Genomic DNA, 21491 nt, shown 5'->3' on the forward strand with positions numbered 1-21491 from the left:
ATGAACAAACTTCGCCTCTCGACGTACCTTTGTACGCCTTCGGGTAACCCCAAACCGCGATGCAACGCGGTTTGGGCTCAGTTTGTCCATTCCAAACATTTTTTCCTATTCCCTAAAAAAGGGCTGTAATAAATTTACAGCCCCTGTTTTTTAGCATTTTCCTATGGCATAGCCTTGATACTCTGTTAAGAAGGCTTCGGCAACTTTTGTCATATTTACGCAGATGCGCGAATCTTTGAAGCTGAGGCGGATGGCAAGTCTGCCGAAATACTTGTCGATAATCTGCACCTTGAAAAGTAAGGTGTGCGGGTCTACCCAAACAGCAGAAACAGCACAATCGTATTTGTGACCCGGCTCGGGAACGGTTGCAATCAAATCGGAATAGTTTTCCTCGGGGAATTTTGAAAATTCGTTATAGCCCATTCCGAAAACAAGTTCTTTTTCGCCTTGTTCATTTTCATAGTGCAGTACACCTTTATTACTTTCAAAAGCAACTTTAAGCCATTTTATACCCATCGGGTTTTCGTTTAAAGTATACACCTTTCCGTTTACAAAATCAGCAGTTTCGCTTGTTGTGTCACCTTTAAGGTGCGCAAGCTTCATATTGCTCAAATGTTCGGTTAATGCCTTGTGCGCGGTTTCGTTTTCCGGAAGTACATCCCCGAAGTTTTCAATGATTTTGTAGAAATTGTCCAAAATAAAGTGACGAGCAGGTTCGTTGCCCTGGTCATCCGAAGTGATGACAAAAATAGAATCGGTTTTGGGATGGCAAACTGCAAACTGATTGCCCATTCCTACAAAAGCAAAGCCATCGTCGGGAGTTTTCCAAATCTGATAGCCGTAACCCTGATGATAATAGTCAAAATTAGCTTTTTCATCGTTATGGGTTTGTTTTGCGGTGGCTTCACGCAAATAGTCGGCATTCATCAACTGTTTGCCGTTCCATTCACCTAAATTCATTACGAAGCGAGCAAACAAAAGCAAATCGTAAGCGGTGCACATAATCCCTGAATCACCAAAAGAATAACCACCCGGAACGGTTAAGCAATAAGAATCCTTGGAAAACCCGATTTTATCAAGACACTTTTTTCTTAAGTAATCCATAAAGGGCATGCCGGTCAGTTTTTCAACAATTACGGTAAGCATGTAAGAGCCGGGGCTGTCATATTCAAAAAGAGTGCCTGAAATTTTGTTATTGCTTTCAGGGAAATATTCTTTTGTACGGTCATCGGTGCCTGTGCCAAACCACCATCTGTCGTCGGTTTTACAGGTGGTCATGCAAAGCATGTCGCGGATGGTTTGCTCCTGTAAAAGGGAGATGTCTTTGCCGTGGTCATATTCGGGGAAGTAGTCTAAAAATTTATCCTCAAGAGAGAGTAATCCGTCCTGCAGACAAAAGCCGATGGCAATACTCACAAAGCTTTTAGACACCGAGTACATACGGTGTTTAAAGTCTTTGTGGAAAGGGGCATAATAGCCCTCTGCAAAAATTTTGTCACCTCTTGCCATCAGCAGGCTGTGGGTGGAAAGCTCTAATTTTTCAAAATGCTTAAAGCAATTCAATACGGCATCGGATGAAATGCCGCAGCTTTCGGGTGTTGCTTTTTTAAACATCTGTTATCACTCCTTTTTATTTATTATAAAGCAATTTTTTAATCTTTTCCTTAATTTTTTTGATTTTTTATATGAAAATCTTTAAATTTTTGACGAAAAAGGAACTGACTGAAAAGTCAATTCCTTTTTGCTTTATTCTTCAGTTGTTTCTTCGGTCGTTACTTCTTCGGTAACTTCGGGGGCAGGCTCTTCCTGCTTTTCGGTAAAGAAGGCTTCAAATTCGTCTGCTTCTAACTTTTCTTTTTCCAAAAGTGCCTCTGCAACAGCGGTTAGTTTATCCATATTTTCGGAAAGCAAGGTCTCGCAACGCTTGTAAGCTCCATCAATAATTGCGCGTACTTCTGCGTCAATCTGTGCGGCAACTTCTTCGGAATAGCCCTTTACGGTGCCGAAATCTCTGCCGATGAATACTTCTTCGTTTTCGGAGTCGTAGAACACAGGCCCCAATTTTTCGCTCATACCGTATTTGGTAACCATAGCGCGAGCGATACGGGTTACATGCTGAATGTCTGCCGAAGCACCGGTGCTGATGTCATCCATAACCAGCTTTTCAGCCACTCTGCCACCTAATGCGCTGACCAGATTGTTTTCCATTTCTTCCTTGGAAGAATAGAATTTATCTTCTGTAGGTCTATACCAGGTAAAACCGCCTGCACCGCCTCGGGGGATAATGGTAACCTGATGCACCTTATCATGACCGGGAAGCAGTCTTGCGGCAACAGCATGACCTGCTTCATGGTATGCGGTAAGCTTCTTTTCTTTTTCGGTGTATTTACGGGATTTCTTTTCTTTGCCCATTTCCACCTTTACCACAGCTTCGGTAATATCATCCTGATGGATGTGGGTCTGACCCTTTTTGACCGCCAAAAGTGCGGCTTCGTTCATGACATTTTCCAGCTGTGCACCTGTAAACTGAACGGTGGTTTTGGCAATGACGGATAAATCTACATCGTCCGCTAATGGTTTATTACGGCAGTGTACCTTTAAAATCTCTTCTCTGCCATGGGCATCGGGATAGCCCACATATACCTGACGGTCAAATCTGCCCGGACGCAGGAGTGCGGGGTCTAAAATATCCTGACGGTTGGTTGCGGCAATAACAATAATGCCGGAATATACACCAAAGCCGTCCATTTCAACTAAGAGCTGGTTTAAGGTCTGCTCGCGTTCATCGTGACCACCGCCTAAGCCGGAGCCACGCTTTCTGCCCACCGCATCGATTTCATCAATGAATACAATGCAGGGCGCATTTTTCTTTGCCTGTTCAAACAAATCGCGGACACGGGATGCACCGACACCCACAAACATTTCCACAAAATCAGAACCCGAGATGGAGAAGAACGGAACGCCTGCTTCACCGGCAACCGCTTTTGCAAGCAGAGTTTTACCGGTGCCGGGCGGGCCGACCAAAAGAACGCCTTTAGGGATTCTTGCACCCATTTTCTGGTATTTTACGGGTGATTTCAAGAAGTCAACCACTTCCTGCAGTTCCTCTTTTTCTTCGTCCTCACCTGCGACATCCTCGAATTTTACATTCTGGTCATTCTGGTTTATTTTTGCACGGCTCTTGCCAAAGCTCATGGCTCCACGGCTTCCGCCGCCTCCCTTGTCGCCCATAAAGAACAGGAAAAAGACAAGCATCAGAACGATTAAAATGAAGCCGGGCAACATGGTCAGCCACCAGGGTGCGGTGGGAGTCGGTTGCGGGTCATATTCTAATGTACCTGCTTCAATCTGTGCCTGAATTTCTGCACCCAAATCCTCGTGCAAAATGGTTTTGGACGGGATGGTTACTTCATATTCGGTCTTATCCTTGTCGTTTAAGGTGACGGTTGCGGTGTCCTCTACAACAACAAGCTTTTCTACTGCACCGCTCTTTACATCGGTAACCAGGTTGGAGTAAATTTTGACTTCAGGGTCATCGGTGTACAGATAGGTAACCAGCAAGAGTATTGCCAGAAACAAGATGGCATATAAACTCAAACTTTTAAGATTTTTTTTCAAATCAACTGTCCTCCGTTTTATCTATTTATTATTATAGTATTAAATCACAAAATCATGTATAAATCAAGCAAAATCCAAAAATTTCACTTATTTTTCATAAACCTCGGGCTTGAGGATGCCGATATAGGGGAGATTGCGGTATTTTTCCGCATAATCCAGACCATAGCCTACCACAAATGCATCGGGAATGTCAAAGCCCATGTATTTGGCATACACTTCTGCTTCTCTGCGCTCCGGCTTGTTTAAAAGGGTACAGATTTCCATGGATGCGGGACGGCGTGTGGTTAAAAGGTGGGTCAGGTTAAACAGGGTTTTACCGCTGTCTAAAATATCTTCAATAATTAAAATATGCTTGTTTTCGATGGATTCATTCAAATCCTTGATGATTTTTACCACACCGCTGGAGACGGTACTGCTTCCGTAGCTGGACACAGCGATAAAATCAATTTCAACCGGGATGGTAATTTCACGCAGTAAGTCTGCGGCAAAAATAACACTGCCCTTTAAAATAACAACGACCAACAAATCTTTGCCCTGATAGTCCTTGCTGATTTGTGCACCCAGTTCTTTTACCTTGGCATGGATTTCTTCTTCGGATAAAAGAATTCTTTCAATCGAATTGTTCATGTGCTGGTTCCTCCAGTAAATTTAAATATTTTTTCGTTTGTGTATCTGTGGGGTAAAACCGACTGCGTTTAAAACCCGGAATACATAAGATTTCGCGGTCGGTGGCAAAGAGCGGAAGTTGCTTCCGCTTGTTTTCCGGAATTTTTAAGTCAATCAGCAGTTTGCTTAAGCGCTTACTGCCGTTCATGCCGAAGGGGAAAAAGCGGTCATCTGCATTGGGAGAACGGAGAAAAAGCTTTTGATCGCCTAAGGCGTTTAAGTCAAAATAGTGTTCGCTAAGGGGCGCGCTTTCGGATACCGTCAGGCGGAATCGACGGCCGGTTTCGGGGATATCAATCGCTGAGTCGGGCTGAATTTCGTAACAGTATACGACAGCTTCATCTGTGTTTTTTACAAACAACAGCTTGCCGTATTGCGCTTTGCAGGTGACAGAAAAACAAAGGTTTAAAATGTCACCGTGCTCTTTTAAATGAGATAAAATATAAGAAATATGCTTTTGTTCAAAATCCTTTGCAGTGCCTGCGGTATGGGCGTAAGCCAGGCGCAAAGCACGTCCTGCAATTGCCGGGTGCAAGGTTTTTAAAACAGAAATTTCAATTTGATTGTCCGAAACATATTTTCTTGCCGTTTGGGTCAGAAAATCCTCGTCCTGTTCTAAAAGGGAAGCAGTTCGGCAGATGTTTTCTACCGCATTGCCGTTTTCCTTTTGCAAAAGGGGAATCATTTCCAGACGAATCCGGTTTCGGGCATAGTCTGTGCGCTGATTGGTTTCATCCGCACAGGGAACAATGCCTTTTTCGTTTACATAGCTTTCAATTTCGGCACGGGTTAACCCAATCAGCGGACGGATAATCTTGTCGCGCTTTGCGGAAATGCCGGTTAAGCCTTTTAAGCCCGTACCACGGATTAAATGCTGTAAAACCGTTTCGGCACAGTCGTTTTTATGATGTCCCGTGGCGATTTTATCATAGCCTTCTATACTTTCAAAAAAAGTGTAGCGGACGTTTCTGCCTGCGGTTTCGGTGCTGATTTTTTTCGCATCTGCGATTGCCTTTACATCTGTTTTACAAAAATGAAAGGGAACGTCTAAGCGTTCGGCAAAGGCTTTGCAAAAGTCTGCGTCCCGGTCAGCGGTTTCGCGCAAGCCGTGGTGAACATGGGCAAGACCGATGGAAAAACCTAACTCTTTTAAGCAAAGGGCAAGGCAGACCGAGTCATATCCGCCCGAAAAAGCCACAAGCACCTTTTCGCCTCTTTCAAGCAGATGAAAGGCATCTATGGTTTGCTGAACGGTTTGTAAACTATTCTTCATGGGCAGTATCTACAGACACAAAGTTGGTGTAAGAGGGCTGCCACATCAGGGAAATTTTGCCCGTCGGACCGCTTCTGTGCTTTGCGATGGTTAATTCAACCAGATTGGGGTTGCCGTTTTCGTTGCCTTCATCCTTTTTATGAATGAACATAACCATATCGGCGTCCTGCTCGATGGCACCCGATTCACGAAGGTCGGACAGCATGGGGGTTTTGTCCTGTCTTTGTTCGATGGAACGGGACAGCTGACTTAAAGTCAATACAGGAACCTCCAGCTCTTTTGCCATGATTTTTAAGGCACGGGACATTTCGGAAACCTCCTGCTGACGGCTTTCACCCGACTTGGAGTTTCCCTGCATTAACTGCAGATAGTCCACGATAACAAGTCCTAAATTCTTCTCCAACTTCAGTCTTCGGCACTTGGAACGGATTTCGGTTACCGAGATATTGGATGTGTCATCAATATAAATCGGGCTTTCCGAAAGGGGTGCCAAAGAGGTTGCAAGACGTGTCCAGTCGTCCTGCTCTAACATACCGGTTTTAAGCCGCGAGCTGTCTACCAAAGCCTGAGAGGTCCAGATACGGTTTACCAGTTCCTCTCTGCCCATTTCCAGACTGAAAATGGCAACGGTTTCTTTGTTTCGTAATGCCACATTACGGGCGATGTTCAGGGCAAAACTGGTTTTACCCACACCGGGTCGTGCGGCGAGAATGTTCAAGGTGGATTTCTGGAAACCGGAGGTGATGTTATCAAAGTGTGAAAAACCGGTTTCCACACCGGTGATGGAGGTGTCCATTGCGGCAAGCTCGCCCAAATGGTCATAGCTTTCCATCAACACGTCTTTAATGTGTACAAGGCCGGATTTTTCTCTGCCCTGCAACACATCAAAAATGGCTTTTTCTGCAATTTCTGCGATTTCCACGGGGGTCTGGGTGCCCTCGTAAGCCAGCTTGGAAATCTTGTTTGCCGCAATAATCAGCTTACGGCGCAGGGATTTTTCTAAGATAATTTCAATATGGCTTTTAATATTGGTTACTGCCAGAACCTTAACGGCAAGACCTGCCACAAATTCTTTTCCGCCCACAGCACCCAAAGTGCCTGCATCCTGCAAAGCATTGGATACGGTGATGGGGTCAATGCGACGGTCCTTGGCATATAACTGCTCCATCGCCATAAAAATTTCTTTATTTTCTTCCCGATAGAAATCCTCGGACTTTAAAAACTCAAAAACAGTAGAGATGCATTCTGCATCAATCAGCATAGAACCTAAAACAGATTCCTCTGCCTCTAAGCTGTACGGGGGAATACCGCCGCTAAGTCCTAAAAAATCTTCTGCCATTTCCGTCGCCTCCTTTCCGGCTTTTTAAAATTACTGTGCTTTGATTTCTACTGTCAGCTTGCCCACAACGTCGGGATACAGTTTTACGGAAACGGTATACACGCCAAGGCTCTTGATGTCGTCCATTTCAAAACGACGCTTGTCAATTTTAACGTGGTGTTGATTCAAAAGAGCTTCTGCTACATCCTTGTTGGTTACAGAGCCGAATAAACGGTCGTTTGCACCTGCTTTTGCAGTTAAAACAACCTTTAAGGTGCTAAGCTTTTCCTGCATGGCTTTTGCTTCGGAAAGCTCGGTTTCCTTTTTGTAGGCAAAGGCTTCGTTCTTACCTTTCAAATCGTTTAAAGCTGCGTTGGTTGCTTCCACAGCAAGCTTTTTGGTGAACAGGAAATTGCGGGCATAACCGTCGCTTACATTTACGATGTCACCTTTTTTGCCCTGTCCTTTTACGTCTTGTAATAATACAACTTTCATAATCTATACATCCTTTCGGTTTAAATTTCGTCCAAATACTGGTTAATTGCCTGAATCAGGCGTTGTTTTGCTTCTTCCTGGGTGCAGTTTTTAAGCTGTACGCCTGCCATGGTTAAATGACCGCCACCGCCCATTTTTTCCAAAATGAGCTGTACGTTCACAGAGCCTGTGGAACGTCCGCTGATGGCAATTTCCTCGGGTCGAACCGCCAGCACAAAGGAAGCTTCAATTCCGCTGATGGAAAGCAGTTTGTCTGCCGCCTGCGGTGCAATGGCAAAGGCGTCGGTTGCCGAGGTACATTCCCAGGCCGAGATGGCAATGTTGCCGTTTACCGTAATGGCAGAGGAAATGATTTGTGCCAGCTGTACAAAGCTGTTGAAATCATTGCGGAAGAATTTGCGGACCTCGGTGATGTCTACACCGCAACGCTTTAAGAATGCGGCGGCTTCAAAGGTACGCACGCCTGTTTTCATAGCAAAGTCCTTGGTATCCATCATGATACCTGCATACAAAGCCTCTGCTTCCTGGGCTTCCAATCGGAAGGAACCGCCTGCATACTGCAGCATTTCTGCTACCATTTCGCAGGTGGAGGAGGCATAAGGCTCGTGATACACAAGCTTTGCCTGATTGATAAATTCCTCACCGCGACGGTGATGGTCAATTAAAACCACATCTTTTACCTTTTCCAGTAAGTCCGGGCAGAAGGTGTACTGCGGTTTATGGGTGTCTACCACCACAAGCAGGGTTTTCTTGTTTACCAGATCGTATGCCTTGTCGGAAGTGATAAACACATCCTTATAATCCAAATTGTCCTGAATACGGCCGATTAAGCCGTTTACAGACAGAGAAGAATTTTCATATAAAATATAAGCCTTTTTTTCAAAGGTTTTTGCCATGGCACAAACACCGATTGCGGCGCCGATGGCATCCATATCGGGAAGCTGATGTCCCATAATAATCACATTGCCTGCATGCACCAACAAGTCCTTTAAGGCGTTTGCGGTAACGCGTGCTTTTACTTTTGTGGTTTTTTCATGCTCGCGGGTTTTACCGCCAAAGAAGCTGATTTCGTTGTTTTCTTTCACAACTGCCTGGTCACCGCCTCTGCCGAGGGCTAAGGCAATGGCAGAATTTGCAATTTCGTCCAGCTCTTTATAGTCAAAGCTTCCTGCACCGACGCCGATAGAGAGGGTTGCAGCAAATTTGTTGCCCGACTGAATCTGGCGCACGTCATCCAAAACAGAGAATTTTTCGTCAATCATTTTCTGGAGACAGTTACGGGTAAAGAACAGGAAATAACGGTCTTTTTCGGTTTTCTTGAACACGCCGTTGGTGAAAGAGAACCAATTGGTGATTTTGGTATCAATTTCGGAAAGCAGTAAGCTTCGGTGCGAATCGGGTGTGCTTAAAAGCACATCGTCATAGTTATCAATGGTAATCACACCGACTACAGGCTGTTCCTGCAGATATTTTTCGCTGTTTAAGAAAATTTCGGTGTTTTCATATAAATAAAATACGATAAAGGTAGGGGTGTTGACTTTCTTGTCCTGATAAATGTAGTTGCCCTTTACCTCAAAATGCTTATCTTTGATAAAGCAGGAAAAGCCGGGCTTTTTCTTTAAGAGAATTTCTCGGGTCTGATCCGGGAAAACCGTTTCAAAGGGGAGGTCGAACAGGAGACTGTCGTCAAACAGCTTGTCAAACCGTTCGTTGCTCCAGAGCACACGACCTGTCGGTGTGAAAATAACCACCGGCATGGGGGCGTTGATTAAACTGTCCTTTGTGGCGGTTTCTGCATGGAAACGGATATTGTCAATAAACTCCGAAAGAGAGCCGTGGTATTTGCGGATGACAATGATGTGGAACAGGAACAAAAGTCCCGCGATGCCGATTTCGGCAAGGCCCAAAATCCATATTTTTTCAAAAAAGAGCGTCACAATACCGCAGATTGCTAAAACGGCAATGGTTGCAGTGGTTGCAAAAAAGTTTTCTTTACTTTCGTTTCTCATAGTTTCCCTCCGTTACTCCTCAAGCCCTCTGAAGTTTGCACGGGCGTCGATGAAAGCGAGGATGTTCAAAATCAAGGAAATAAAGCTTGAAGAGGCAATAAAAGCAAGCGCGCCTATGGCAAGTGCTCTTAAAATGCCGATACATTTTTTGCTTTTCATCCAGTAGTCTACCAAAGAAAGCGCGCTGAAAAGCAACAAAAAGCGGGTGATAACATAGATGTTTAAAAATACAATGCAAAGGACAGAGCCTTCTGCAGACAGCATGGTGCCAAAGCTGGACAACAGATACACCCAAACGGTCATCCGTGAGCAACGGAACCGGGAAAAATGTGGAATGAAGCGGGGGGTGTATCTGAAAGCCATGTGAAGCAGAGACAGCACACACAAAGTGAGGTAGCCAAACAGAATGGCATACACACAAAGCAATGCAGGAAACTGCAGCTTCAGCTGTGCAAACATCAGTTGCATTTGTTTTGTTATATCAGATAAAATATCAGGATTGACTGCAGTCTGCGCAGCCGTTTGGTTCATAAGCTGTGTGGTTGTGTCTGTTAAAAGTGTAAACAAGCTGTCAATGGCGTTTTTGTCAAACAACAGCTGAAACAGCAGAATCAAAGCCACAAACAAAATGCCAAAGCCAAAGCTTGCGGTGATGAGTGTGCTTTTTAAGGGTTGCGCCTGCTTGACGGAGTTTCCGATGTAAATGCCTGCAATTGCACCGATTATACCGATGGCAACCCCGAACCAGCCGAACAGAAAGAACAGACCGACTGCGGAGAGTGCGCCGTAGACAACCGGGAAAACAGGCTTGCCGGTAAGGGCAAGCATTGCCGGAAAGGCAAACAATGCCGAAAAGAAAAAGAGTGCTGCCGGACCGAAAAATACGGACAAAAGCATCAAAAGGACAGGAATCGCAATTCCTGCACCAAATATCAGTAATGTTTTTTTCATATATAAATCTCCGATTTTACAAATACAATTCTGAAACGAAAACTTTCGTATCTTATATTATACCATTCTTTTCCTGAAAAAACAAGAAAAATTTTTGCATAACAAAAAGCAGTATGGGAATACTTAAAAACGAACGGTATAAATGCCGTTGCGGACATTTCTTTCGCACGCATTTGGCGTGTATCCCTCTTATCGTTCCTCTGCTCACTTAACAACCTTAAGCGGGCAGGGGAATTTCTTCTAAAAGGAGTTGTTTTTTGTTATGCAGATGTTAAGCTTTGTATTTGCCGCTGTAGCAGGGGCTTGTATGAGTATACAGGGCGTGATGAACACGCGTCTTTCCGATAAAATCGGGTTGCTTGAGTCCAATGCCTTTGTACAGGGAACGGCATTTTTGCTTTCCATTATTGCAGTTTTTTTATTTGGGAAGGGCGATTTTGCCCAGTTTTTCTCTGCCAAACCATTGTACTGGCTGGGTGGCGTGTTCGGGCTCGCCATCACGGTTTTTGTGATGCTTGCCATGAAAAATCAGTCGCCTACTGTGGCGGTGTCGGTGATTTTAATTGCGCAGCTTACCGTTGCGGCACTGATTGATGCCTTCGGAATCATGGATACTCCGAAAATTGCCTTTCACTGGACAAAATTTTTAGGACTTGCGCTTATGATTGGCGGAGTTATTCTGTTCAAGATGAAAGGCTCCAATTAATTGGCTCTGTGCCGATGCGTTTTAAGAATTCATTGGTTTTGGAAAAATGACGGCATCCGAAAAAGCCGTTGTGTGCCGAAAGGGGGCTGGGATGTGCCGCCTCCAGCACCAAGTGCGAGGGGTTGGAAATCAGTTCCTTTTTCGCCCGGGCATGACTGCCCCACAAAATAAAGACCATGGGGGTAGTACGCTCGTTTAAAAGGGTGATGATACGGTCGGTAAACTGCTCCCAGCCTTGTCCTTTGTGGCTGGCGGCTAAACCGCCCCGAACGGTGAGTACTGTGTTTAACAGCAAAACACCCTGCTCTGCCCAGGCTGTTAAATCTCCGTCCTGTACGGGCGGAATGCCTAAGTCTGTTTCCATCTCCTTATAGATGTTTTTCAGAGAGGGAGGAAGCTGAATACCCTTCTGCACCGAAAAGCAAAGCCCATGTGCCTGCCCTTCGCCATGATATGGGTCCTGCCCTAAAATCACGGCTTTCACCTTGTCGTAGTCAGTGATTTTTAAGGCATTAAAAATCTGATACATATTCGGATATACCGTTTGCGTGCTGTATTCCTGTTTTAAAAATTCTCTTAATTTTAAATAGTATTCGGCACGGAACTGGTCTTCCAGTAACCCGTCCCAGCTGTTTCCGATTAACGCCATGGCTTTGCTCCTTTTTGGTTTCTTTCTATCATTATACAAAAAAACATAAAAATAATCAAGTTTATTTTGACCTTTTGGTATTTTTGGTGTATAATGGAAAAAGAAGAGTGGAGGAAACTATGAAAAAAATATCATTTAAGAGCATAATGTTTCTGCTATACTTGGTGGCGGTGGTGTTGTTGACCGTGCTGTTATATCCCTTTTTTGCCTCCCTTACAAGTGAGGCAGGGGTTGCTTCGTTGCAGGAAAAGGTGCAGGAGTTAAAATTTGTCGGCATCCTGCTTGTGTTGGGCTTGCAGGTGCTTCAGATTATTATTGCCATTGTGCCGGGCGAGGTGGTGGAGTTTGTTTCGGGGGCGTTGTACGGACCCTGGGGCGGATTACTTTTGGATTTAATCGGCATTGCGCTGGGACAGAGTCTGATTTATTTTCTGGTCATGAAGCTGGGTGCAGATTTTGCCGAAAAGCTTACGGGAAGTCAGGCCATACAGAAATTTAAATTTCTGCAAAATGCACAAAAGCGGAATCTTTTGGTGTTTTTACTGTACTTTATACCGGGAACACCTAAGGATGCCCTTTGTTATATAGCGCCACTTTTCAAAATTCCGTACAAAACCTTTATGGTACTTTCTCTTGTGGCACGGATTCCGTCTGTGGTTTCGTCCACCTTTGCAGGGGCGGCATTCGGAGAAGGGGATTTTAAAGAAACAGTAATCATTTACGCCGTGGTTGCGGGTTTAAGCGTGGTTGGATTTTTAGTATACCGACAGTTTATGAAAGGCAGGGAAAAGCATGGAACAGACAAATGTTAAAGTGATTGCCAACAACAAAAAGGCATATCATGACTATTTTATACTGGAAAAATTTGAGGCGGGTATTGCCCTTACCGGCACTGAAATCAAGTCTATCCGAAACGGTGCGGTCAATCTGAAAGACAGTTGGGTTTCGGTAAAAGAGGGAGAGGCATTTGTGCTGGGAATGCATATTTCTCCGTATGAAAAAGGAAATATTTTTAACAAAGACCCATTACGGGTGCGAAAGCTTCTTTTGCACAAGCGGGAGATTCATAAGCTTATCGGACAGGTGACGCTGGACGGACACTCCATTGTGCCCCTTTCTCTTTATTTAAAAGGCTCAAGGGCAAAGCTTGAAATTGCGGTTGTTAAGGGTAAAAAGCTGTATGACAAGCGCGATGATGCCGCAAAAAGAGATGCAAAACGGGATATAGAACGGGCTGTTCGTGCAAAATTTTAATTTTTTTGTATTTTTTAAAATTTAGTCTTGACAGATGAAAAATTTGGTGGTAAAATCAGTTCATAGCAATTAAATACCAAAAGCGTTTGAGCGGAAACAAGTAGGCTTGCGATAAGCATTAAGAGAGCTGTCGGGTGGTGCGAGACAGATGTGGAAACAAGGTGAATACATTTCGTTAGCTGCGTTCTGAACAGCAGAAGAAGCTGCTAAGTAGGAGGCGACGGGTGCGCCCGTTACAGCGTTAGAGCATAGCTAGTATTGTGTGCTTGTAAAGGTCACTCCCGTAAGAGGGTGATAAATTGAGGTGGTACCACGGGTATTATTTCCCGTCCTCATGTTATGTGAGGACGGGATTTTTATTTTCTCTTCGTCCTTACAATATAAAACAGAAAGGATGATGAAAAATGGTATTGAAATTGTCTATGCTTGTTATATTCTTCGCAGTTATGGTTGCAGTAGGGCTTTATTGCAGAAAGCATTCTACAGACGTGCGCGGCTTTGTTTTGGGCGGTCGTGCGGTTGGTCCGTGGCTTACGGCTTTTGCGTACGGCACATCCTACTTTTCTGCAGTTATTTTTGTAGGTTATGCAGGTCAGTTTGGCTGGAGGTTCGGTGTGGCATCTACCTGGATTGGTATCGGTAATGCGTTAATCGGTTCGCTTTTGGCATGGCTGGTGCTGGGCAGACGTACAAGACTTATGTCCCAAAAGCTGCAGTCTTCTACAATGCCTGAATTTTTCGGCAAGCGTTTTAACAGCTCTTCGCTGAAAATTGCGGCATCGATTCTTGTGTTTATTTTCTTAATTCCTTATACAGCATCTTTGTACAACGGTCTTTCCCGTTTGTTTGAAATGGCTTTCCCGGTGGATTACATGTGGTGCGTAATTGTCATGGCAGTGCTTACCGGTATTTATGTTATTGCCGGTGGTTACATGGCAACAGCCATTAACGACTTTATTCAGGGCATTATCATGTTAATCGGTATTGTGGCAGTGATTGCAGCAGTGTTGATGAGCAAGGGCGGTTTTACCGAGGCACTTGCAGGACTTGCAGCAGTAGAAGATACTGCAACCGGAATTCCCGGTGCATTTAACTCGTTCTTCGGACCCGACCCGTTGAATCTGCTGTTTGTTGTAATCCTGACCTCCTTAGGAACCTGGGGTTTACCGCAGATGGTACAGAAGTTCTATGCGATAAAGAGTGAAAAGGATATCAACAAGGGTACAATCATTTCAACCTTGTTTGCACTGGTTGTTGCAGGCGGTTGCTACTTCTTAGGTGGCTTTGGCAGACTGTTCACCAGCGAACTGCAATTTGCGGCAGACGGCTCGATTGTAGGTGGCTTTGACTCGATCATTCCCACCATGCTGGAGGGCTTGCCGAACGTTTTGATTGCCATTGTTATTATTCTGGTGCTTTCCGCTTCCATGTCAACCCTTTCTTCACTGGTACTCGCTTCTTCCTCAACCCTGACACTGGATATGTTAAAGGGGCATGTGATTAAGAACATGAGCGAGAAAAAGCAGGTGTTGATTATGCGTGTTCTGATTGTGGTGTTCATTGTAATTTCTGCATACATTGCAATCAATAAGGATAAGCTTTCTGCTATTGCGGATATGATGGGTATTTCCTGGGGTGCATTGGCAGGTGCGTTCTTAGCACCGTTCCTGCTCAGCTTGTACACCAAGAAAATCACCAAAGCGGCTGTTTGGGTAAACTTCATTTTCGGTGCAGGCATCATGATTTGGAACATGGTTGACCGTGCGTCTTTCCCGATGATTCTGCAGTCCCCCATCAACAGCGGTGTTATCGCGATGCTGGCAGGCTTTGTGATTGTTCCGGTGGTAAGCATCTTTACCAAAAAGCCGGAAAAAGAATTGCTGGATGATGCATTTTCCTGCTATGATAAAACCGTAACCGTACGCGCAAAAGATGCCCTCGGCGACGAAGAATAAATAACAACAACCGGAGAAGGCGCACAAAGCGCCTTTTCCGTCTGTTTTTGAAAAGGAGATAAAATATGGTTATTACAGAACTTTTAACCAGAAACGCCCAGTTTTACGGCGACCGTACAGCTTTGGTGGAAATTAACCCTTCCGACAAGTTTGACAAACCGATTACCTGGCGCGAGTATGAATTGATTGAGTCCAATCCTGCGGAGCGCTATCGCAGAGAAATCACCTGGAGAGAGTTTGATACCAAAGCAAACCGCTTTGCAAACCTCTTGCTTTCCCGTGGTGTGAAAAAAGGCGATAAGGTTGCTATTTTGCTGATGAACTGTATCGAATGGCTCCCGGTATATTTCGGTATTTTAAAGGCAGGCGCTTTGGCAGTGCCCATGAACTACCGCTATTCGGCAGATGAAATTGATTACTGTTTAAATCTTTCCGAGTCTACCAATCTGGTGTTCGGTCCTGAATTTATCGGTCGTGTGGAAGCTATTTTCCCCAAAATCAAGAAAACCTTAAAAAACATTTTCTTTGTGGGCGAGGATGTGCCTTCTTTTGCAGACAGCTACGAAAAAATGACCTCGTACTGCTCGTCAGTGGCACCGTCTGTACCGCTTAACGAAGAGGATGATGCGGCAATTTACTTTTCCTCGGGTACAACCGGCTTCCCGAAAGCGATTCTGCATAGTCACAGAGCGCTCATTTCTTCCTGCCGGACGGAACAGAATCATCACGGTCAGACCGAAGAGGACGTATTCCTGTGCATTCCGCCCCTTTATCATACCGGTGCAAAAATGCACTGGTTCGGAAGCCTTTTAAGCGGTGGTAAAGCGGTTCTTTTGCGCGGCATCAAGCCCGAATGGATTTTAGACACCGTTTCCAGAGAAAAGGCAACCATCGTTTGGCTTTTGGTGCCGTGGGTGCAGGATATTTTAGATGCGTTAGATCGCGGCGAGCTGAAAAAAGAAGACTACTGCTTAGATCAGTGGCGTTTGATGCACGTTGGCGCACAGCCCGTTCCGCCCAGCCTGATTAAGAGATGGTTAGAGCATTTCCCGAACCATCAGTATGATACCAACTACGGTCTTTCTGAATCCATCGGACCCGGTTGTGTACATTTGGGCGTGGAAAATACCCATAAGGTGGGTGCAATCGGTGTGCCCGGTTATTTATGGGAAGCAAAGATTGTAAATCCCAATGGGGAAGAAGTAGCGGCAGAGGATGTAGGCGAGTTGATTGTCAAAGGCCCCGGCGTGATGAAATGCTACTTTAATAACCCCGAAGCAACTGCCGAGAGCATTAAAAACGGCTGGCTGTATACGGGCGATATGGCAAAGAAGGACAAAGACGGCTTTATTTACCTGGTTGACCGAAAGAAAGACGTAATCATCACCGGCGGCGAAAATCTTTATCCCGTACAGATTGAAGATTTCCTGCGCCGTCATGATGCAATCAAGGACGTGGCGGTTATCGGCTTGCCGGATGAGCGTTTAGGCGAAATTGCGGCGGCAATTATCGAAATCAAGCCCGATAGGACCTTGACCGAGACAGAGGTTATGGAATTCTGCGAAGAAATGCCCAGATACAAAAGACCGAAGAAAATTATCTTTGCGGATGTGCCCCGTAATCCCACCGGAAAAATTGAAAAGCCCAAGCTTCGCGAGATTTATTGCGGTATGAGTTTGGTAGAAGCCCAAACAACAAAATAAAGAAAAAACAACAACGCAAGTATGCGTTGTTGTTTTTTCTTATTCCCTTCAAAGCGTGTAGTGCAGTTATTTCATTTTTGGCTTAACAAGCAGGGCGGCGACGATGGAAAAGAGGATAACGGCACAGATTCCGCCTGCGGTGGCAGACAGTCCGCCCGTAAAAATACCGACAAAGCCTTCCTTTGCAACCGCCTCCTCCACGCCTTTGCCTAAAGAGTAGCCAAAGCCGGTTAAGGGGACGGTTGCACCTGCGCCTGCGTAATCCACAATGGGCTGATACAGTCCCAGTAGCTGCAAAAACACGCCTGCTACCACATAGGCAACCAGAATTCTTGCGGGGGTCAGCTTTGTTTTGTCAATTAAAATCTGACCGATAACACAAAGCAGACCGCCCACCCAAAATGCATTGAAATAATTCATTCGGATTCCTCCCGTTCGATGGCAACCGCGTGGGCGATTCCCGGAATACTTTCCCCCTGGAAACAACTGGTGGGGTTCATCAGCGCACCGGTGGCACAGAGCAGAAGACGGTTGATTTTGCCTGCTTTCAGCTGATGCCACAAATAACTGCAAAAGACCGAGGCACAGCAGCCGCAACCCGATCCGCCTGCGTGTACATCCTGACGCTTGCGGTCAAAAATACGGTCACCGCAGTCCATGTATCGACCGCTTAAATCAATGCCCTGAAGCATTAACTGTTCCCTTGTGATTTGCATACCCACATGCCCCAAATCACCTGTTGCAACCATATCAAAGTAGTCAGACGGTAAATTGCGGTCTTTAAAGTGACGGCTGATGGTGTCGATGGCGGCAGGTGCCATGGCGGCACCCATACTGTTGATGTCGGTGATGCCGTAATCAATAATTCTGCCTACCGTTGCGTGGGTGACTTTAAATGTACCGGTTGTGCCGAGCAAGGCAGCCCCCGAGCCGGTAACCGTCCATTGGGCAGAAGGCGGTCGCTGACCGCCGTACTCAAGCGGAAAACGGAACTGGCGTTCCGAACTGCAGAAATGGCTGGAGGTTACAGCAATTGCGTTTTCTGCAAAACCGCCACTTACGGTTACCGAGCCTGAAAGCAATCCTTCTACAAAGGTGGAGCAGGCACCGTACAGACCTAGAAAAGGGATTCCAAAGGGCATAAGCCCGTAATTGGAGCTGATGCATTGGTTTAAAAGGTCACCACCGAAAATGACATCGATTTCGTCAGGTGTTTTTGCTGCCTTTTCCAAAAGCTGTGTGACGGTGGTTTTCATCAGCTCACTTTCGGCTTTTTCCCAACTGTCCTGCCCGAAATATGCATCCGATGAAACGGCATCAAAATATTTAGAGAAATTACCGCATCCTTCCTTTTCACCGACCCGGGATGCGGTTTCCTGAATATAAACCGGATTGTGGAACGTAAATGTTTTTTGCATACCTTCTCCTTATAATAAGCTTGCGATGTAGTAAATAAAGCCTGCAATCACCGATGCCACACTGCCGTAGGCAATGACGGGACCTGCAATAGAAAACAGCTTTGCACCAACGCCTAAAACGAAACCCTCAAACTGAAACTCAATGGCGGCAGAGGATACGGCATTGGCAAAGCCGGTGATGGGCACTAGCGTGCCTGCACCTGCGTGCTTTGCGATTTTTTCATACAGGTGTAAGGCGGTACAAACCACTGACAAAAAAATCAATGTGATGCAGTTTAAGGTTCCGCATTGCTGTTCGGTAAAGCCCATGGCATTGTACAGTGAAAGAAAAAGCTCGCCCAGGGTGCAAATCGAGCCACCAATGAAAAAAGCCCATACACAGTTTTTAAAAATGGGGGAGGGCTTTGTAAATTGGTTTGCGTAATTCTGATAGTCTTTAGTGTTCATACGCATAAAAAAACCTCCTTTTGGAGGTAGTTTCTCCAAAAAGAGGTTTGGTTATACAGTTTTAAAATTTAATAATCAGTTGCTTGTTGGTTTCATCCCATTCGGTTTCAATGCCGAAGCCGTCGGTGAGTAAGGAAGCAGGGGCGAAAATGGAATCGCTGTAGTTGGCAGGGGGACAGGACAGCTTCAGTAATCGGTTGCCGTTGAGGTTTGCGTAAACGTCCATGACCCATACAGAAATGGCAGTACCCTTATAGGCGATATCAATTCTGCCCATACGGTCGTTGCCGTCCCAGTTAAAGGTTGCACCCATGTGCTGCATTACGGCTTTGATGGGAATCATCAGCTCGTCGGTTTCAGAATCCCTGCGCACAATATCGGGGGCAAGGTAGCGCTGGTCGTTCACCCAGACCGTGTTATAGCCCTCGGTCAGAATGATTGTGGTCTGTTCCTCGGGGATAACCACATACCGAAGAGCAGAAACCTCCTCATAAGGAAGAGCACGACAGCAAAAATGAATTTCGTCCATTTTGGCAGTTATGTTTGTACCGAAACCGCGACCGATGCAAATTGGTTGGTTATTGTTTGCGATGGATTCGTAAGACTGTAATGCTTCGGGAAGCATTTCGGTGCAGACAATTACACCGTCTAAGTAAAAGGTGAGCGTGGTTTTGTCAAATACTACAGCCACATGATGCCATTTATCTATCATATCGGGCGGATAAATAATGGGGTCGGTGTAAAAGGTATGCGATGCATAGCTTCCGTCCGGCATCAGAAAGGTGATGTCTGCCTTCAGCCGTTCGTAATCGTCGGTAAGGGCAAAGCAAACAGGACCATTGCACGGGTCACCGTTAGAAGCCGTTCTTGAAAAGAACATGGGACAACCGCAGGTCATCTCGTGAAAGTTTACCCAGCTTGCAAAGGTAAAACTGTCTTTAAAGGTAATGGATTCGCTGCCGGTGATGGTTAAGTAACCATCCTGCAGGTCCAGCGCCTTTCCGGTTACACCAATGCTTTCAAAAGCCATGTTGCCGTAACTGGTCAGGGAATTGTTTCCGGTATAGTCACACGAAAAAAAGTTTTCAAAACTGAAATGCATATCCGGCGTGCTGTCTGATGCAAATGCTTGCGAAGACATTGCAAACAGCAAAACTATACAAAGCAAAATCAGTTTTTGCGCTTTCATAGTATCACTCCCAACTGCGGATTTCTCCGCTTCGGTTTAAGACCATTTTAGTCTTAGGATATACCCATTATAAACCAAAAATTCCAATTTGTCAAATTTCGCTAAAAAAACAGCCTTTTTTTGGAAGAAAAAGGCTGCTTTTTAAAGGATATTTATTGCATATCAATTTCGATTTTTCCCATGGGGAGAGAAAGAGTTTCGGGGATACAGTTTTCCTGCTTTAAAAGAGACAGGGTGCCAAGGCCCACATGGGCAAGACCAAAACCGAATAGTGTACACCCGCATTTTTCGCAATGGTCTTTTAAAAGAAGTCCGCCCAGCATGGATGCAATCCCTGCGCCGACTGCCACATAACCGCATTTGATTTTCATTTTTTACGCCTCCTGAATAGAATTTCATGCTTATTTTGTCACTTTTTTTAAGAAAAATGCAAAAAACACTTGCCTTTTTATGAAAAATATTGTAAAATACTAAAAGGTATAATAGATTATGGAGGTTTATGTATATGGCTAACATTAAAAAAATTGCGATTTTAACAGGCGGCGGCGACTGCCCCGGTTTAAACCCTGTTATTCGTGCTGTTGTTAAAACAGCGATAGAAAAATACGGTCTGGAAGTTGTGGGTATCAAAAACGGCTACCATGGCTTGTATCACAAAAACTTTGTGCCTCTGACATTGGAAAATGTACAGGAAATTATTGGTGTTGGCGGTACTATTCTGCATTCTTCCAATAAGGACAACCTTTTCATTTATCCGATTCGTGACGAAAATGATGAGATTGTAAAAGATGCAGAGGGCAACATCCAGTATCATGACGTTTCGGATGAGGCTGTGGAAAACCTGAAAGAAGCAGGTATTGATGCTTTGTTTATCTTAGGCGGTGACGGCACACTGACCTCCGGTCGCGACTTTGCAAGAAAAGGTGTTAATGTAATGGGTATTCCCAAGACCATCGATAATGACCTGGCTTGCACAGACTTTACATTTGGCTTTGATACCGCAATTTCTGTTGCTTGCGACGGTTTGGACAGAGTTCGTACCACCGGTATGAGCCATCACAGAATCATGGTTGTGGAAATCATGGGCAGAGGCGCAGGCTGGCTGACACTGCATTCCGGTATTGCAGGTGCGGCTGACGTTATCTTGATTCCTGAAATTCCTTATGATATCAACAAGGTTGCTGAAAAGATTAAGGAAGACAAGGCAAGCGGTAAGACATTCTCCGTGGTTGCTGTTGCAGAAGGTGCAAAATCTTCTGACGGTAAGCAGGTTATCTTAAAGGTTCGTGAAGATTCTCCCGACCCGATTCGTCTGGGCGGTGTTGGTACTGTAATTGCAGACCAGTTGGAAGAACTGGTTGGCTCTGAAGCAAGAGCAACTGTACTCGGTCACATTCAGCGTGGCGGTTCGCCCACAGCACATGACCGCGTGCTTTCCACCAGATACGGCTATGCGGCAGTTGAATATGCTATGCAGGGCAAGTTTGGTAACATGGTTGTATTGCAGGGCAATGAAATTAAGTATGTATCCTTAGAAGACGTTATCGGTCAGAAAACCAAGAACGTTGAGCCTGATGGCGAGCTGGTAACAGTAGCTAAGGCTATGGGTGTATGCTTCGGTGACTAACGGCACTTAAAAACATGCACCGATCATGAAAAACTGATTGAAAGAACTCTGCTTCGCAGAGTTCTTTTTTATTGTGCAACGAAAACCACGCGATAGTCGCGTGGTTCAATAGAGGTTTACCGATGAACAGACAGGAAACTAAAGTATATAACAAACGTAAATTGTTAAGCAACATTGTAGAATGATACAAACCAAATCGTTGTGAAGCCTTCC

At 45.2% G+C, this 21491-nt stretch carries 20 protein-coding genes and 1 other annotated feature; of the genes, 6 read left to right on the plus strand and 14 right to left on the minus strand.

The genetic code is table 11. The features are described 5' to 3' along the window. Positions 1-150 precede the first annotated feature (150 nt). The 8 genes from IJE10_01130 to IJE10_01165 form a co-directional block, all read right to left on the minus strand. The gene (locus IJE10_01130) at positions 151-1614 is read right to left on the minus strand and encodes a serine hydrolase (GenBank protein ID MBQ2966706.1); all 1464 of its coding nucleotides are present in this window, start codon (positions 1612-1614) and stop codon (positions 151-153) included. 132 nt (positions 1615-1746) lie between these two features. Beyond that, the gene (ftsH, locus tag IJE10_01135) at positions 1747-3618 is read right to left on the minus strand and encodes an ATP-dependent zinc metalloprotease FtsH (protein MBQ2966707.1); all 1872 of its coding nucleotides are present in this window, start codon (positions 3616-3618) and stop codon (positions 1747-1749) included. A gap of 87 nt (positions 3619-3705) precedes the next feature. Further along, positions 3706-4245 carry a hypoxanthine phosphoribosyltransferase gene (gene hpt, locus IJE10_01140; GenBank protein MBQ2966708.1) on the minus strand — a complete coding sequence of 180 codons (540 nt, stop codon included), beginning with the start codon at positions 4243-4245 and terminating at the stop codon, positions 3706-3708. After that, positions 4229-5557: a tRNA lysidine(34) synthetase TilS gene (gene tilS, locus IJE10_01145; protein ID MBQ2966709.1), complete on the minus strand. Its 1329-nt coding sequence runs from the start codon at positions 5555-5557 to the stop codon at positions 4229-4231. Before tilS ends, hpt begins: the two co-directional genes overlap by 17 nt. After that, entirely contained in the window at positions 5547-6896 is a 1350-nt protein-coding gene (dnaB, locus tag IJE10_01150) for a replicative DNA helicase (GenBank protein MBQ2966710.1), read from the minus strand. Before dnaB ends, tilS begins: the two co-directional genes overlap by 11 nt. 30 nt (positions 6897-6926) lie before the next feature. Then, positions 6927-7370 (minus strand): 50S ribosomal protein L9, encoded by a 444-nt coding sequence (gene rplI, locus IJE10_01155; protein MBQ2966711.1) that lies wholly within the window; start codon positions 7368-7370, stop codon positions 6927-6929. Positions 7371-7390: 20 nt separating this feature from the next. Beyond that, positions 7391-9379, minus strand: coding sequence for a DHH family phosphoesterase (locus tag IJE10_01160; protein MBQ2966712.1), 1989 nt, complete (start codon positions 9377-9379; stop codon positions 7391-7393). Between the two features lie 12 nt (positions 9380-9391). Further along, positions 9392-10330 (minus strand): DUF2232 domain-containing protein, encoded by a 939-nt coding sequence (locus tag IJE10_01165; protein ID MBQ2966713.1) that lies wholly within the window; start codon positions 10328-10330, stop codon positions 9392-9394. Positions 10331-10598: 268 nt separating this feature from the next. Between IJE10_01165 and IJE10_01170 the strand changes: the two genes are divergently transcribed. After that, positions 10599-11036: a DMT family transporter gene (locus IJE10_01170; GenBank protein ID MBQ2966714.1), complete on the plus strand. Its 438-nt coding sequence runs from the start codon at positions 10599-10601 to the stop codon at positions 11034-11036. Here the strand turns inward: IJE10_01170 and IJE10_01175 are convergent. After that, complete coding sequence (locus IJE10_01175) at positions 11014-11685, minus strand: uracil-DNA glycosylase (GenBank protein ID MBQ2966715.1); 672 nt, start codon at positions 11683-11685, stop codon at positions 11014-11016. The genes IJE10_01170 and IJE10_01175 overlap by 23 nt on opposite strands. A gap of 119 nt (positions 11686-11804) precedes the next feature. Between IJE10_01175 and IJE10_01180 the strand changes: the two genes are divergently transcribed. The 4 genes from IJE10_01180 (at position 11805) to IJE10_01195 (ending at position 16597) form a co-directional block, all read left to right on the plus strand. Next, complete coding sequence (locus IJE10_01180) at positions 11805-12497, plus strand: TVP38/TMEM64 family protein (protein ID MBQ2966716.1); 693 nt, start codon at positions 11805-11807, stop codon at positions 12495-12497. After that, positions 12478-12939, plus strand: coding sequence for an SsrA-binding protein SmpB (smpB, locus tag IJE10_01185; protein ID MBQ2966717.1), 462 nt, complete (start codon positions 12478-12480; stop codon positions 12937-12939). Before IJE10_01180 ends, smpB begins: the two co-directional genes overlap by 20 nt. Before the next feature lie 76 nt (positions 12940-13015). Beyond that, positions 13016-13276: a binding site (T-box leader), on the plus strand. A 67-nt stretch (positions 13277-13343) separates the two neighbouring features. Then, on the plus strand, positions 13344-14894 hold the full coding sequence (locus IJE10_01190) for a sodium:solute symporter (GenBank protein MBQ2966718.1): 1551 nt from the start codon (positions 13344-13346) through the stop codon (positions 14892-14894). Between the two features lie 65 nt (positions 14895-14959). Further along, a complete protein-coding gene (locus IJE10_01195) occupies positions 14960-16597 on the plus strand; it encodes an acyl--CoA ligase (protein MBQ2966719.1) in 1638 nt (545 codons plus the stop codon). A gap of 66 nt (positions 16598-16663) precedes the next feature. On the opposite strand, the gene spoVAE is transcribed toward IJE10_01195, so the two are convergent. The 5 genes from spoVAE to IJE10_01220 form a co-directional block, all read right to left on the minus strand. Then, complete coding sequence (spoVAE, locus tag IJE10_01200) at positions 16664-17017, minus strand: stage V sporulation protein AE (GenBank protein MBQ2966720.1); 354 nt, start codon at positions 17015-17017, stop codon at positions 16664-16666. Next, positions 17014-18015, minus strand: coding sequence for a stage V sporulation protein AD (spoVAD, locus tag IJE10_01205; GenBank protein MBQ2966721.1), 1002 nt, complete (start codon positions 18013-18015; stop codon positions 17014-17016). The genes spoVAE and spoVAD overlap by 4 nt, the downstream gene beginning before the upstream one ends. Before the next feature lie 9 nt (positions 18016-18024). After that, positions 18025-18468, minus strand: coding sequence for a stage V sporulation protein AC (gene spoVAC, locus IJE10_01210; protein ID MBQ2966722.1), 444 nt, complete (start codon positions 18466-18468; stop codon positions 18025-18027). Positions 18469-18523: 55 nt separating this feature from the next. Then, positions 18524-19651: a hypothetical protein gene (locus tag IJE10_01215; GenBank protein ID MBQ2966723.1), complete on the minus strand. Its 1128-nt coding sequence runs from the start codon at positions 19649-19651 to the stop codon at positions 18524-18526. Positions 19652-19803: 152 nt separating this feature from the next. Further along, positions 19804-20022, minus strand: coding sequence for a hypothetical protein (locus tag IJE10_01220; GenBank protein ID MBQ2966724.1), 219 nt, complete (start codon positions 20020-20022; stop codon positions 19804-19806). A 134-nt stretch (positions 20023-20156) separates the two neighbouring features. Here IJE10_01220 and IJE10_01225 point away from each other — a divergent pair, with 134 nt between their 5' ends. Next, a complete protein-coding gene (locus IJE10_01225) occupies positions 20157-21278 on the plus strand; it encodes an ATP-dependent 6-phosphofructokinase (protein MBQ2966725.1) in 1122 nt (373 codons plus the stop codon). Positions 21279-21491 lie beyond the last annotated feature (213 nt).

The organism is Clostridia bacterium (assembly GCA_017410375.1).
Taxonomy (GTDB): Bacteria; Bacillota; Clostridia; order RGIG6154; family RGIG6154; genus RGIG6154.